The sequence below is a fragment of the Bradyrhizobium sp. UFLA01-814 genome (assembly GCF_046718885.1).
Taxonomy (GTDB): Bacteria; Pseudomonadota; Alphaproteobacteria; order Rhizobiales; family Xanthobacteraceae; genus Bradyrhizobium; species Bradyrhizobium elkanii.
Genome location: NZ_JAQOSR010000105.1, coordinates 17,931 through 32,060, shown reverse-complemented (window position 1 = coordinate 32,060; position 14,130 = coordinate 17,931). Strand labels below are relative to the sequence as shown.

At 65.0% G+C, this 14,130-nt stretch carries 11 protein-coding genes; 3 read left to right on the top strand and 8 right to left on the bottom strand.

Annotated elements, in window-relative coordinates; all coding sequences use genetic code 11:
- The 7 genes from PMN64_RS27670 to PMN64_RS27640 form a co-directional block, all read right to left on the bottom strand.
- The coding region (locus PMN64_RS27670) for an ABC transporter permease subunit (RefSeq protein WP_411782933.1) at window positions 1–198 on the bottom strand (198 nt) is incomplete at its 3' end.
- A gap of 16 nt (window positions 199–214) precedes the next feature.
- Window positions 215–913: an ABC transporter ATP-binding protein gene (locus PMN64_RS27665; protein WP_411782932.1), complete on the bottom strand. Its 699-nt coding sequence runs from the start codon at window positions 911–913 to the stop codon at window positions 215–217.
- Complete coding sequence (locus PMN64_RS27660) at window positions 900–1,631, bottom strand: ABC transporter ATP-binding protein (RefSeq protein ID WP_411782931.1); 732 nt, start codon at window positions 1,629–1,631, stop codon at window positions 900–902. Before PMN64_RS27660 ends, PMN64_RS27665 begins: the two co-directional genes overlap by 14 nt.
- A 1-nt stretch (window position 1,632) precedes the next feature.
- A complete protein-coding gene (locus PMN64_RS27655) occupies window positions 1,633–2,946 on the bottom strand; it encodes an ABC transporter substrate-binding protein (protein WP_411782930.1) in 1,314 nt (437 codons plus the stop codon).
- A 45-nt stretch (window positions 2,947–2,991) separates the two neighbouring features.
- Window positions 2,992–4,080: a CobW family GTP-binding protein gene (locus tag PMN64_RS27650; protein WP_411782929.1), complete on the bottom strand. Its 1,089-nt coding sequence runs from the start codon at window positions 4,078–4,080 to the stop codon at window positions 2,992–2,994.
- Window positions 4,080–5,747 carry an amidohydrolase gene (locus PMN64_RS27645; protein WP_411782928.1) on the bottom strand — a complete coding sequence of 556 codons (1,668 nt, stop codon included), beginning with the start codon at window positions 5,745–5,747 and terminating at the stop codon, window positions 4,080–4,082. Before PMN64_RS27645 ends, PMN64_RS27650 begins: the two co-directional genes overlap by 1 nt.
- Before the next feature lie 414 nt (window positions 5,748–6,161).
- Window positions 6,162–7,739, bottom strand: a complete 1,578-nt coding sequence (locus tag PMN64_RS27640; protein WP_411782927.1) for a gamma-glutamyltransferase family protein — start codon at window positions 7,737–7,739, stop codon at window positions 6,162–6,164.
- 500 nt (window positions 7,740–8,239) lie between these two features.
- Between PMN64_RS27640 and PMN64_RS27635 the strand changes: the two genes are divergently transcribed.
- On the top strand, window positions 8,240–9,166 hold the full coding sequence (locus tag PMN64_RS27635; protein ID WP_411782926.1) for a D-alanyl-D-alanine carboxypeptidase family protein: 927 nt from the start codon (window positions 8,240–8,242) through the stop codon (window positions 9,164–9,166).
- Window positions 9,167–10,406: 1,240 nt separating this feature from the next.
- Here the strand turns inward: PMN64_RS27635 and PMN64_RS27630 are convergent.
- Window positions 10,407–11,081 carry a response regulator transcription factor gene (locus PMN64_RS27630; protein ID WP_411782925.1) on the bottom strand — a complete coding sequence of 225 codons (675 nt, stop codon included), beginning with the start codon at window positions 11,079–11,081 and terminating at the stop codon, window positions 10,407–10,409.
- 234 nt (window positions 11,082–11,315) lie between these two features.
- Here PMN64_RS27630 and PMN64_RS27625 point away from each other — a divergent pair, with 234 nt between their 5' ends.
- Together PMN64_RS27625 and PMN64_RS27620 are read left to right on the top strand one after the other, a co-directional pair.
- Window positions 11,316–12,518 (top strand): serine hydrolase domain-containing protein, encoded by a 1,203-nt coding sequence (locus PMN64_RS27625; protein WP_411782924.1) that lies wholly within the window; start codon window positions 11,316–11,318, stop codon window positions 12,516–12,518.
- A 22-nt stretch (window positions 12,519–12,540) separates the two neighbouring features.
- Window positions 12,541–14,130 (top strand): ABC transporter substrate-binding protein, encoded by a 1,590-nt coding sequence (locus PMN64_RS27620; RefSeq protein ID WP_411782923.1) that lies wholly within the window; start codon window positions 12,541–12,543, stop codon window positions 14,128–14,130.

Here is a 14,130-nt window from a genome sequence, read left to right as displayed (position 1 = left end):
GATCAGCATTAACAGCGGCGACACCTGCGGAAACAGGTTGGCGAACAGCACGGCGCAGAACGCGCTCAGCACCATGAACTCGCCATGGGCGATGTTGACGACGCGCATCACGCCGAATACCAGAGCGAGCCCGATGCCGAGCAGCCCATAGAGCCCGCCGAGCAGGGCCCCGTTGATCAACGTCTCAACCCAGATCATGTCGTGCCAATCCTGGCTAGTTACCGAAATAAGCGTGCGTCAGCTGCTCCGGCTGCAAGCCTTGCGCCGGGCCGGTCAGCGACACCCGCCCCTTCAACAGGCAATAGATCCGCTCCGAGGTCGCGAGCGCGCGCTTGACGTCCTGTTCGACCAGCACGACGGCGGTGCCCTCGCGGCGGATGTCGGCAAAGGAGCGGTAGATCTGCTCGACCACGACCGGCGCGAGCCCGAGCGAGATCTCGTCGCACAGCAGGAGCCGCGGGTTCGACATCAGCGCGCGGCCGATCGCCGCCATCTGCTGCTGGCCGCCGGAGAGCTGGCCGGGAAACATCCGCCGCCGCTCCTCGAGGATCGGGAACAGGTCGAACACCCGCCGCAAGGTCCAGCTCCCTTTGCGCCGGTTGACGCTGCCCATCAGCAGGTTCTCCTCGATCGTCAGCGAGTCGAACAGCAGGCGGCCCTCGGGCACCATGATGAGGCCGAGCCGCGACACCTCTTCGGCCGGCATCTGCGAGATATCGATGCCGTCGAACTGCACCGCCCCTCGCCGCTCCTCGTTGAGGCCGATCAGCGCCTTCAGGAAGGTGGACTTGCCGGCACCGTTGGCGCCGACCAGCGCCACCGCCTCGCCGTCCGCGACGGTGAAGTTCATGTCGAACACGGCTTGCAGATCGCCGTAGAAGATCTGCAGGCCGTTCACATCAAGCAACGCCATCGGCCTTCAATCCCATGTAGATCTCGCGCACCACCGCGCTGTCCATGACCTCGGCCGGCGGTCCCTCCAGCACCTTGCGGCCGAAATCGAGCACCAGGATGCGATCCGATACCGCGCGCAGCGCGTGCGGAATGTGCTCGATCCAGATCATGGCGTGATCGGCCTTCACCGACTGGATGATGGCAACAAGGCGCTCGACCTCCGGCTCGGTCAGCCCGGCGGCGATTTCGTCGAGCAGGATCAGCTTGGGCTTCGAGGCCAGCGCCTTGGCGAATTCCAGCCGCTTGCGGTCGATCAGCGGCAAGGCGCCGGCGAGCTTGTCCGCTTTGGCGTCGAGCCCGGTGCGCTGCAACACCTCCATGGTCCAGCTCGATGCCGCCTCGCCGGTGAGGCCCGCGCCGTAGGATGTCGCGACCAGCGCGTTCTCATAGACCGACAGATGCGGGAACGGCCGCGGGATCTGGAACGCGCGCCCGAGCCCCATCCGCGCCCGGCGATGCGGCGGCAGGGCTGATATCTCCCTGTCGTCGAGCATGATCGAGCCGCCGTCGGCCGTGAGCAGGCCGACGATCAGGTTGAGCAGCGAGCTCTTGCCGGCGCCGTTTGGGCCGATCACGCCGAGGCACTCGCCGCGCGCCAGCGCGAAGCTGACATTGTCGGCGACCACGATCTCGCCAAAGCGCTTCGACAGCCCGCTGACGCGCAGAAGCGGTGCCATCTCAGGCCAGCTTGGAGAGCGGCTGGAGATCGGCCTGCTTCGGGATGAACGGCGCCGTTCCGTTGTGCACGATCAGGAGCTCGTATTTCGACTTGCCGCCCTTGGCCTTGCGCCATTGCCCGCCCGACAGCGAGGTCACCGCGACGTTCTTGATCGGGCTGTCCTTGAACTTGACCCGGCCGACCACGGTCTCCATGTCGAGGCCGGCGATCGCATCGCGCAATGAGTTCTTGTCCTTGGGATCGCTGTTCTGCAACGCCGCGAGCCCGACCTCCCACAGCGCATGGGCGTAGCCGATCGGCTGGGTCCACTGCTTGCCTGTCGTCTTCTCCCATTCCGCGGCGAGCTCGCCAGCGTTCTGCCCGGTCAGCGAGGACTTGAACGGATAGGCCGGCGTCCACCACACCTCGGTCGACATGCCGTCGCCGCGATCGCCGAGCGCATTAACTGCAGCCGGGAACAGGAAGGCCGCCGCCACCGTGCAGATCTGCGGCTTGAAACCGGCCTGGGCGGCCTGGTTCCACAGCGTCACCCAGTGATTGCTGAATGTGAAGCCGGAGACGATGTCGACGCCGTTGTTCTTGAACAGCGCGATCTGGTTGGTGAAGTCGTCGGTCGCGATCTGGAATTTGCCGGCCGAGAATTCCTGATAGCCGGCCGCCGAGATGCCCGCCGGCAGGCCGAGCTTCGGATCGGAGAACGCCTGGCCCGGCGGGTTGTCGATGTAGAGCGTGCCGACCTTCTTGTTGGTCTCGACCGACTGCCACATGCCCAAGAAGTTCTTCGCAACGTCGTCGGCGCCCCAGAAGAAATGGTAGCTGTAGGGAAAACCCTTGTCCGGCGTCGACTTGCGCGGGAACATCCAGCCCTGCCACGGCACCATGGTCGAGATGGTGGGAATGCCGCGCGCGTCGGCGAGCTCCTGCACCGGCGGCTGGGCGTCGCCATCCTCGATCAGGATCAGGTCGCACTTTTCACGCAGCACCAGCTCGCTCGCGATCACCGACGAGCGGTTCGGATCGGATTGATTGTCCTTGAACACCAGCTCGACCTGATAGGTCTTGCCCCCGATCTTCAGGCCGTCCTTCAGCCGCGCCTTGATGCGCTCATGGATCCACGGATCGGGCTCGGCGAACTGCGCCCGGACGCCGGAGAGGCAGCCGACCCAGCCGATCTTGATGGTGTTGCCGGCGGCCCGCGCGACATTGACCAGCGGCACGTTCATCGCCGATGCGAGACCGGTGGCACCGGCCACTTTCAAGAGCGTGCGCCGGTCGAGCCGGCCGGACGCGGTATTGTTCTTTGTCTCAGTCATGTCCCTCTCCCTCCACAACCAATGATGAAAATGCCTGACTGCGGCTCACGCAGCCGATCGCTGGATCGCCGCACGGCTCACCGCGGCGAATTTGCACAAGGTGTTTTCGATGATCCGGCGCGGGATGCCGCGCACGATGAAGACGAGCCGCGAGCGCCGGTCCGCCGACGGCCAGCCGGCAAGCGTGATCGGCGGATGGAACACGTGCTGCACGCCGTGCACCACCATGGGCGCGTCGGGCTGCTCGGCGACGTGCACGATCGCCTTGAAGCGCAGCAGGTCCTCGCCTTTGAGCGCCGCGACATAGTCGAGCCAGCGCGCAAACGCCTCGCGCTGGATCGGCTCGTCGATGATCAGGCTGTAGGACGACACGCCCGCATCGTGCGCGTGATGGCTGTGGTGGCCGCACGCCTCATCCTCGCAGTCATGATCCCCGTGATGGTGCGGCGCGTTGGCCGCCTGCGACGCCAGATCGAACCAGCGCACGACATCGGCGGAGCGCGCCGCCGGATCGAACAGCCCGGCATCGAGGACTTTCGCCGGATCGACGATCCCGTTCCGCACGTGTGAGCGCGTCGCGACCGGATTGATCGCCGCAAGCTGGGCGTCAAGCCGCGCCAGTGCATCACCGGCGGCAAGGTCGGTCTTGGTGACCAGCAGCCGGTCGGCGACCGCGATCTGCCTGACGGCCTCGCCATGCGCCGCAAGGGTGTGCACACCATTAACGGCATCGACGGTCGCGACCACGCCGTCGATCCGGTAGCGACTGAGGACATCGGGCGCCGTCATCAGCGTGTGCAGCACGGGCACGGGATCGGCGAGCCCGGTGGTCTCGACCAGCACCCGGTGGAACGGCGGGATCGTGCCGTCAGCGCGGCGCGACGCAAGGTCGGCCAGCGTCTCGATCAGATCCTCGCGCACCGAGCAGCAGATGCAGCCATTGTCGAGCAGCGCCAAGCGGTCCTCGCTGCTCTCGACCAGCAGATGATCCAGCGCCACCTCGCCGAACTCGTTGATGATGGCGACGACGCCATTGAGTTCTGGCTGGTGCAGCAAATGGTTCAGCACCGTGGTCTTGCCGCTGCCGAGGAAGCCGGTCAGCACCGTCACCGGGATCTGATCCACCGTGCCCATCACGCGCCCCGCTCGTGAACCTTGCGGCCCTCGAAGAAGGTCATCTCGACCCGTGTATCGGCCAATTGATCCGGCGGGATGTCGAAGATCATCTGGTCGAGCACGATCAAATCGGCGGACTTTCCCACCTCGATCGAGCCGATCGACTGGCCGAGGCCGGCCGCGCGTGCGGCATCGATGGTGTAGATGTCGATCACGGTCTTGAGGTCGAGCGCCTGCTCCGCCCACAGCGACTTGCCGGGAAAATCCCCGGTCGGATTTTGCCGGGTCACCATGCCCTCGATGCCCTGCCAGGGATCGGGGATCGGGATTACCGGCCAGTCCGAGCCGCCGGCCATCAGCGCGCCGGCCTCTTTCAGATCGCGGTTCGGCCAGAAGCGCTGCGCCCGCTCCTCGCCCATCGCGGCCTTGTGCGCCTCGAGGAAGATGGTCGGATACCAGATGATCGGTGACAGATCGGCCGCGACCCCGAGCTCGGCGAAGCGCTTGATATCGTCGGGCGCGATATAGCTCGCATGCGCGATCTGATGGATCAGATGGGTCGGGCCGTTGAAGCTGCGCACGACATCGATGGCGTCGAGCGCCTGCGTCACCGCGGCATCGCCCGCGCAATGGATCTTCGCGGCAAGGCCGAGCTTTTCGCAGCGCCCGAGCCAGCGGATCAGGTCCGGCACGGTCAGCATGGTGGCGCCGCGGAAGCAGCAGCCGCGCACGGGATCGGCCACATACGGCTCGTGGAAGGCCGCGGTCTTGGCGCCCGGTACGCCGTCGAGGAACACCTTCACATAGTCGGGTTTCACGTGCGCGCCGCGGTAGTCCTCGCGCAGCGCGAACAGCTCCTCGCCGGCCTTGCCGAACATGAAACCCGGCTCGACCACCGGCATCGCACAGACCGCCCAGGCCGTGAGCTCGCCGCGGTCGTCGAGGCCCTTCAGCGCCGCCATGATCGGCTGCATGCTGGCAGCGTCGATGAAGGCGGTGACGCCATAGGCATTCAGCACCGAGATCGAACGCGCCACCGCCGCGCGGTCCATCTCGGCCGTGTAGTGACCGGAAGCCGCGAGCGCCCGCTCGACCAGGCCCGAGGCGGCCTCGATCATGATCCCGGTCAGCGTGCCGGTCTTGAGGTCGCGGCCGATCTCGCCGTCGGTCGGGTCAGCCGTATCGGCCGCAACGCCGGCCAGCCGCAGCGCCGCCGAGCTCGCCCAGCGATTATGATAGGTGTCGTCGCGCAGCACGACGGGATGCCCGAGGCAGGCCGCGTCCAGCAGCGCACAGGACTCCGCGGTGTTCATCTCGTTCAGGAGATTGTTGCCGAACTGCCCGCCGACGATCCAGGCGCCCGGCGCAGCAGCCGACGCGGCCTTGTGCAAGGTCTCGGCGATCCTTGGAATGCTGTCGGCGTTGGAGAAGCGCAGCTCGTAGAGATCGGCCTGCCCGCCCATCATGATGTGATTGTGGATGTCGACGATCCCCGGCATCGCCATGCGTCCGCCGAGATCGACGGTCGCCGTCCCCTCGCCGATCAGCGCCGCGACGTCGCGCTCCTCGCCCACGGCGATGAACCGGCCGGCCTTGACGGCCGCGCATGTCGCCCAGGGTTGCCCGCGGTTCGACGTGTAGATCCGGCCGTTGCGGAAGACCGTGTCGGCGAATGTCCTGTTCATACGGATCAAACTTCTCGATTGGGAAAGCCTGGAGCGATCAGCCTCTCACCGTGCGGTGCACAGGGCTGAACCGCGCACGACGCCGGCATGATGGCCAAACGTTCGGCATGTCGGCATTTGGAACAATCCACCGTCCGGTGGATGCTCCGCCGCCTGCCGCGATGCGGGCGGCGCGGCGCCTAGCGCGCGGTGACTTCATTTCAAATCTTGCGGCAGGCCCCGCTTCACCTCGCCCCGCTTGCGGGGAGAGGTCGGAACGCATCGTAGATGCGTTCCGGGTGAGGGGGAGCCTCCGCAAACGCACTATCGCCGGATACGCGGAGACAGCCCCTCACCCCAACCCTCTCCCCGTAAGAACGGGGCGAGGGAGCGGAGTCCCGTTGCGGACGCTAGTCGACATAGTCCCATCGCCCGTCAGAAGCCCAGCGCCAGGCCGTCCTTGCGGTGGTCGGAGGCACCGAACAGTACGCCCCTCGCATGGTCGATGCGGATCGCCTGGCAGCCGCCGATCGGCTCCTCCGAGAACCGGGCATCGTGGCCGCGGGCGCGAAGGTCGTCGCGTATCCCTGGAGAAATGGTCGTCTCCAGCGACAGCGCGCCGTCGAAGGCAAAGGAGCGCGGCGCCTCGGCGGCGGCCTGGATATCCATCTGCATGTCGAAGATGTTCGACAGCAGATTGGCATGGCCCGCGGCCTGGTAATGCCCGCCCATCACGCCGAACGACATCACGGTCTTGTCGTCCTTGCGCAGCAGGCCCGGGATGATGGTGTGCATCGGCCGCTTGCGCGGCCCGAGCGAATTGGGATGTCCGGGCCTGGCGCGAAAGCTCCAGCCGCGGTTATGCAACAGCACGCCCGATTTCGGCGCGTAGATGCCGCTGCCGAACGGATAGAACAGCGAGTTGATCAGCGACACGGCATTGAGGTCGCGGTCGACCACCGTGACATAGACGGTGTCGCGGTGCTCGATATCGTCCCAGGTCGCGGGCGCGGATGCGCGGCGCATGTCGATCTTGTCGCGAATCCTTCCGATATAGTCGTCGGCAAGGAAAGCGGCCGGATCGACCTTGCCGGTGGCGGGATCGCAGAAGAACGCATCGCGCGCGCGGTAGGCGGCCTTGGTGGCTTCGGCCAGCAGATGGATGCGATCGGCCTCTCCGAGCTTGCCGACATCGAAGCCTGCAAGCGTGCGCAGGATCATCAGCGCTGCCAGGCCCTGCCCGTTCGGCGGACATTCGACCACGTCGTGGTCGTGGTACCGCGCCGAGATCGGGCGCACATAGTCGGAGGTCTGGGCGGCGAAATCGTCGCTGCTGTGAGCGCCGCCCAGGACGCGCAAGATGGCCACCATCTCGTCGGCAGCCTCGCCCGCGTAGAACGCGTCGCGCCCGTGCTGCGCGATCCGGCGAAGAGTGCGGCCGAGCGCGGGTTGCGTACGGATGTCGCCGACCTCAGGCGCCCTGCCACCGGGCAGGAACTGCGCCGCCGCATTGCCGTCGATCTCGATCCGGGCCCGGAAGCGGCGCCAGTCCTCCGCGACGCGCGGCGTCACGCAAAAGCCTCGCTCGGCAGCCGAGATCGCCGGCCGGAAGATCTCCTCCAGCGACCTGCTGCCGTGATCGGCGACCAGCCTGCACCACGCATCGATCGCGCCGGGCACGGTCACCGCCTCGGGCGCGGTCGGCGGAATGTCGCGCGCGCCGCATGCGGCAAATTTCTCGGCATCGGTCGCGGCCGGCGTGCGGCCAGAGCCATTCAGCGCGATCGGCTCGCCGGCGTCAGGCGAATACAGCGCGAAGCAGTCGCCGCCGATCCCGGTCATCTGCGGCTCGACCACGCCCTGCACCGCGACCGCCGCCACCGCGGCATCGACGGCATTGCCGCCGGCCTTCAGCATCTCGACCGCGGCCAGCGTCGCCTGCGGGTGGGAGGTTGCGGCCATGCCACGCTCCGCAACCGCCACCGAGCGGCCGATGGCCATGAAATCGCGCATGTCGAATCCTCTGATGTTGCGAGCGGCAGCCGCTCGCCAACATTGTCGAATACGACACCGGTCCTTGGCGGACTCTCGGCTGGCCGCGCCGTGAGCGGCAATCCACCTAACGGTGGATCGGTGAATGCGGACGAGGCTTATCCCGCTAGATGCTTCCCGGACGCGGCGAATTAGTCCGACGGGCAACTGGGCAAAACCTGTCAAACCTGCGCGTGAGGAATTCTTTCGGCCTGTCTGAATAGTTGCGTGCTCGGCAGCGATTCGTAGTGGGTAACTGGTTGCCAAGCCCGGAGCGCGATGGCACGCTACCTGATCAATTTCGCTCATGTTGACTGCCAATGCCGATGTCATCTCTCAAAGGGCTTCATGGCGCCAAGCGAAGTCGGTTCGGTTGCGGGGCTGGTTGGTTACGCATTGCCTCGTCTCTGGTTTCACTGTCATGCTGCGCCGTTGTTCACGACGTGCGCGCAGCGTCGCCCAATGAGGAGTCGAGCCGACAGGTGACGGCATCCGAACCGTCGGCTCAATCCGATGCCAACGGGAGTGCATTGCCGGATGCGGACCGAGCGTCGCCCGAGGCTCTGCCGACGACACCAACCGAGAAGCAAACTGAGCAGGTATCCACGACCAACGTTGTCGACCCGCTCAAGGCCGCTCCGGACAATGTCGATACAGTCTTGGTCCTGGACGAATGCTTTGTTGCCGAGAGGTGCATCGACCGGTTCCTTGGCGCGCTTTACATGCGCGCGCCGAAGACCGACTGGATCGTCGTGTACGAAAAAAGGGACGTGATCATCAAACGGAAGCGCAAGCTGATCACCGTCACACGCAGCTTCCCGAAGCGGGTCGAAAATGACTTCGGATGGAAAGACCCCAAGGCGGCAGAAAGAGCCCGCATGCCTCTGATGGATTACGTGATCGGAGGGATGGATCGAGCCTTCAAGCTGAAGCTGTTCTATATGCTCCATGCAGCGGAACAGGCCGGACTGGCACCCGGGATCACAAGCGGATTCCGCGATGACTACCGTCAATCGATTGCAAACGGGCTGAAGGCCGCAAATGACAAATCTTATCACGGTGGCAGCTCGCGTGGAGGCTATGGTCACGGGCTCGCCGCAGACGTCGTCAGCATGAATGGCGGGAGCAAGGAGGAGCGTGCAAGCGAGACCAAGAGATTATGGAAATGGATCGACGAGCACGAAAAGCAGTTCGGAGTTGGACGTCCATATTTGAATGGAGACCCTGCGCATCTCGCACCGGTCGATGGTCGGGAGTATGCTGCTCATCGTACGGTATCAAGGCACACAAGGCTGGCCGGCAAGCGACACACCCGAATTGCAGCATCTTCCAGACATGGCGTGACGATGCGCGCAAAGTCAAAGGCAGCGTCGAAGGGCGCGACGACGAGAGTCAGCTCGCGCCTCTGATTGGCCTACCCTTCGTGCGCTCCGGCGCGCCCCAGCTCAGGGGGTGAGCTGGGGCTAACGGCGGCTTCGGAGGCTGTAGCGGCCAGCCTCCAGCCATGACGTTACGCCTTTCTCCTGAATCCCATCCACCAGGAACCGCAATTGCTGCGCCGCGCTACCACTTTTGCGCCGCTGGATTCAGTAGCCACTAAATCTGTTACGCAGGGGCTAGCTCAGAATGGCAATTGCCGCGTGCATTCGTCGATTTACTATGTCCCTAGTCGTGCGGATTGGCCGACATTTACCCACACCCGACCATGCACCTCGCGCGATCAGGGATCGCCGCTTCGGGCCCACGAAGCGACGGTCCCGCCCAATTCCGGATGCGACAAATCAACCCGACGGGCAACACAGCAAAAACCTGTCAATCCCCGCGCGCGAAAACATTTCGCTTTATCAGAAGCTCAACTCAGTGCTATAGATTACCCGTCTCACCCAATCGAGGGGCGCTTCGCGGTCGTCACGAACGTGGGTCGAGATGCGGTGGACGCCGATTGCGCAACTGACGAGTGCGCATGAGGCGGACGGTGAAATCGTGCAGGCCTGACGCCCTAGCGGCAGGTGTCCTCTCGCAAAACGCGTAAGCGCTTTTGCGAAGGCGGTGACAAAAAAGCCCAGTCTCACCGGGGAGAGCACGTATAAGCCGTAGCCCATCGCGCAGGGAAAGCCGGAGTGTTTCCGGTTACACCTGTGGTCCTACCCCCGTGCTTTCTACCTTTTGCACGGGGCCCATGGGTGCGATCGGCACCCGGCTTTCCCTGCGCCCTCTGTTCAGGAGAGGGCGGAACGAAGCGCAAGACTCGGGCAAATCAGTCGCGAGAACGCGGATGTGTGACTCAAGCGGCGCCACAAACTCAGTGTCGTCCTGGCGAAAGCCAGGACCCATTACCCCAAATCTCAATTGTTGCACGACGCCGGGGCCACGATCCCGTTCATCATCAAGTGCGGTGTCTATGGGTCCTGGCTTTCGCCAGGACGACGATCGTGTGCGTGGCATCTCACGCGAGAACCATCCTCATCGTCGTCCCTGCCTAGTGCGCAATTGCGCACGGGAGCAGGGACCCATAACCACCGATGTTTATTGTTTCACGGCGCTGGAACGACAGATCCCCTCACAACATCCGCCGCGGCGTATGGGTCCCTGCTTTCGCAGGGACGACGTGCTGAAAGTGCCGCGGACTCGTAATCGACAGCCCGCGCCTCAATGCGGCCGCGACATCATCGCCACCACCGCAGAGCGGGTCTCGACGCCGAGCTTCTCGAAGATATGGATCAGATGCGTCTTCACCGTCGCGAGACCGATGTTCAGGCATTCGCCGATCTCGCGGTTGGTTCGTCCGCAGCACAAGAGCTCGACCACTTCCATCTCGCGCGAGGTCAGGCCAAAGCGCGCCGGCTCGTCGGCGTTCGACGACAGGCGGCTGGTCAGGTTGAATTCGAGATAGTCGTGGATCTTCTCCGCAATGTGCATGCTGCCGTCGGGAATCGTGCAGCCCGGCGCCCACAGCACGCTCATTCCGGCGACGATGCGGTCGTTGCGGCGGAAGAAGAACTCGATCATATCGGCGACGCCGCATTGGCCGGCGAAGGCGCGATAGGTCGCCGCCTCCTGGGTCGCGCATTGGTCGAGCGCTGTGCTCAGCCGTGCAATCGGCCGGTTGCTTGCCGAGCGCGGATGCAACGGATCGAGCCGGTTCATGCCGGCAAGATACTGATCGTGGAAACTCGGCGGCACGTTGCTGCTGAGCACGAAGCGGTTGAGGGTCAAATTGCCGTCGACCTCGTAGAACGCGGTCGCCGACCCCTCGAGAATGCCGCGCGCGAACTGAATGGCCTGCGTGGTTGCCGGATCCGGTCGGCCCAGAAGCGCGATCATGACCTACCTCCCGATGTTTCCCGATGGCGAACGTCTGCGCGTCGCATGCCCGTCACGCTGGGGCAGCCGCGGGCCATAGTCAAGCAAATTGCGGGCCAAACGCACGAAGCGCACATCCGGGGAAACGGTTACGCCGAAGTAACCCAACGGCCCCCTCCACCATCCGGTTGATTGCGAGCGACGCGAGCCATGCGGAACTTTCGCACATCATCCGATGTCATTGCTGGATCAAGAATGAATTCGCGCCGCATCATGGCCGCCTTCCCGTCGGCGGCCGACGAACAGGTCACGCTCGCCAACTGGCGTCAGCATCCCTTCAACGAGTGGGCATTCCGCAATGTCCGCGAACTGCTGCCCACCGCGAACATCGCGCGCGCCGCGGCGCCGGCGCCGCTGTCCTTTGCGCCGCGCTATCTCGACGACGTCAGCTTCGCCAACCCGCGCGGCGAGACGGTCGGCGTCGGCGAGGCGCTGCGCGCCAGCCACACCGACGGAATCGTGGTGTCGCATCGCGGACAGGTCGCGTTCGAATGGTATGCCCATGGCCTGACGCCCGATACCCCGCACCTGATCTTCTCCGTCAGCAAGTCGGTCGCCGGAACGCTCGGCGGCATCCTCGCCGATCACGGCAAGCTCGACCCCGACGCGCCGGTGACGCGCTACATCCCGGAGATGGAAGGCTCGGTCTATGGCGGCAGCTGCACGGTGCGGCATCTGCTCGACATGAGCGTCGGCATCCGCTTCGACGAGGATTACATGGCGCGCGACGGCGACGTCATGAACTACCGGCGCTCGACCGGTTGGGAGCTGCCGGATCCTGCAGTTCCGCCGAGCAATCTGCGCGACTATCTGCGCACGCTGCGGCCGAACGGCGCACCGCATGGAGAGACCTTCCACTACGTCTCGACCAACACCGATGTGCTCGGCTGGGTCTATGAGCGCGCCTGCGGCCTGTCCTACGCAAAGATCCTCTCGCACTATCTGTGGCAGCCGATGGGCGCCGAGCACGACGCCTACATCACCGTCGATTCACGCGGCGCAGGCCGCGTCGCCGGCGGCATCTGCGCGACACTGCGCGATCTCGCCCGCTTCGGCGAGATGATGCGCAATCACGGCATCAGCAACGGACGACAGGTCGTCCCCGGCTGGTGGATCGACGACATCCGGCAGAACGGCAATGCCGAGGCCTGGTCGCGCGGCGACCTGACGAAAGTGTTTCCAAACGGCAATTACCGCAACAAGTGGTACACGCTCGATCGGCGCGAAACGCCGTTTGCCGCGGTCGGCATCCACGGCCAGTGGGTCTACATCGATCCCACCAACGAGACCGTGATCGCGCGCGTCTCCTCGCAGCCGCTGCCGATGGATCTCGATCTCGATCACATGTGGATGCGCGGCTATCGCGCGATCGCGGCCAGGCTTGCCGGCAAGGTCTGACCGGTTGCGACAGGGGGACATCATGGGACCATCGATCAACCGGCGCCGTCTGTTGCAGATCGGCGCGGGAGCAAGCCTCGGCATCGCGATGCCGCGCGTCGCGCGGGCCAGTTCGAAGACGATCACGGCCGTCATGCACGCGCCGCTGCGCGCGACGGACCCGATCATGACGACGGCGTGGACCGCGCGCAACCACGGCTACATGATCTATGACACGCTGTTCTCGACCAATGCGAAATTCGAGATCAAGCCGCAGATGGTCGAGGCCTGGGAGGTCTCCGCCGACGGCCTGACCTACACCTTCCGCCTGCGGCCCGGCCTCAAATTCCATGACGGCAGCGCGGTGACGTCGGCCGACGTCATCCCCTCGCTGCAGCGCTGGGCGCGGCGCGACACGATGGGCCAGAAACTGTTCGAATTCGTCGCCGAGCTGAAGGCGATCGACGAGCGCACCTTCCGCATGGCGCTGAAGGAGCCGTGCGGCTTCGTGCTGGCGGCGCTCGGCAAGCCGACCGCCAACGTGCCCTTCATCGTGCCGGCGCGGATCGCCGCGACGCCCGCCGACCAGGCCATATCAGATCATGTCGGCTCCGGACCATTCCGCTTCGTGACGGCGGAATTCCAACCCGGCGTCAAGGCCGCTTATGAGAAGAACCCGGACTACGTTTCCCGCGACGAGCCGTCCGACGGCACCGGCGGCGGCAAGGTGGTCAAGATCGGCCGCTACGAATGGATCAGCGTGCCGGACTTCCAGATCGCGACCAACGCGCTTGTCAACGACGAGATCGACTATTTCGAGGTGCCGCCGCACGACCATCATCCGATTCTCGCGCGCGCCTCCAATGTCGAGCTGACCGATTACAACACGCTGGGCTTCTCCGGCATGTGCCGGATGAACTGGCTGGTGCCGCCGTTCGACCGGCCGGAGATCCGCCAGGCCGTGCTGCACGCGGTGAACCAGAAGGACTGGCTCGACACCCAGATCGGCAATCCCGATTACTACAAGATCACGCCGGCGATCTTCATCGCGGACACGCCGTTCGAAAGCGCGGTCGGATGGTCGACCAAGGCGGACACCGCGAAAGCCAGGGAGCTGCTCAAGCAGGGCGGCTACAAGGGCGAGCCGATCACGATCCTGCACGCAACCGATGCCCCGATCATCACCGCGCTCGGCACGGTGACCGCCGAGGCGCTGCGTTCGATCGGCATGAACGTCAACCTGCTCGCGATGGATTGGGGTTCGGTGGTGGCGCGACGCGCCAAACAGTCGATGCCGGCCGAAGGCGGCTGGTCGCTCTACCATTCGACTTGGGCCAGCGCCGACCTCGTCAATCCGATCGGCAATGCCTGCGTCAACGGCAAGGGCAAGAACGGCGGCTTCTTCGGCTGGGTCGAGGATGCCGAGCTCGAGCGGCTGCGCGACAGCTTTGCCCGCACCGCGGCGCCGCCGGACCAGAAGGCGCTGGCCGACAAGATCCAGGCGCGCGCCTACGAGGTGGTCACCCACGTCCCGACCGGGCAGTACAATCAACCGGCCGCGACGCGCAAGGCTCTGAAGGACATCGTCCGCGCGCCGGTGCCGCTGTTCTGGAATGTCGACAAGACCGGCTAG

Excerpts from the sequence above, each read along its gene's own strand:
- PMN64_RS27630 (WP_411782925.1), bottom strand. The coding sequence starts at position 11,081 with ATGATCGCGCTTCTGGGCCGACCGGATCCGGCAACCACGCAGGCCATT.
- PMN64_RS27660 (WP_411782931.1), bottom strand. The coding sequence starts at position 1,631 with ATGGCACCGCTTCTGCGCGTCAGCGGGCTGTCGAAGCGCTTTGGCGAG.
- PMN64_RS27655 (WP_411782930.1), bottom strand. The coding sequence starts at position 2,946 with ATGACTGAGACAAAGAACAATACCGCGTCCGGCCGGCTCGACCGGCGC.
- PMN64_RS27625 (WP_411782924.1), top strand. The coding sequence starts at position 11,316 with ATGAATTCGCGCCGCATCATGGCCGCCTTCCCGTCGGCGGCCGACGAA.
- PMN64_RS27650 (WP_411782929.1), bottom strand. The coding sequence starts at position 4,080 with ATGGGCACGGTGGATCAGATCCCGGTGACGGTGCTGACCGGCTTCCTC.
- PMN64_RS27645 (WP_411782928.1), bottom strand. The coding sequence starts at position 5,747 with ATGAACAGGACATTCGCCGACACGGTCTTCCGCAACGGCCGGATCTAC.
- PMN64_RS27620 (WP_411782923.1), top strand. The coding sequence starts at position 12,541 with ATGGGACCATCGATCAACCGGCGCCGTCTGTTGCAGATCGGCGCGGGA.
- PMN64_RS27665 (WP_411782932.1), bottom strand. The coding sequence starts at position 913 with ATGGCGTTGCTTGATGTGAACGGCCTGCAGATCTTCTACGGCGATCTG.
- PMN64_RS27640 (WP_411782927.1), bottom strand. The coding sequence starts at position 7,739 with ATGCGCGATTTCATGGCCATCGGCCGCTCGGTGGCGGTTGCGGAGCGT.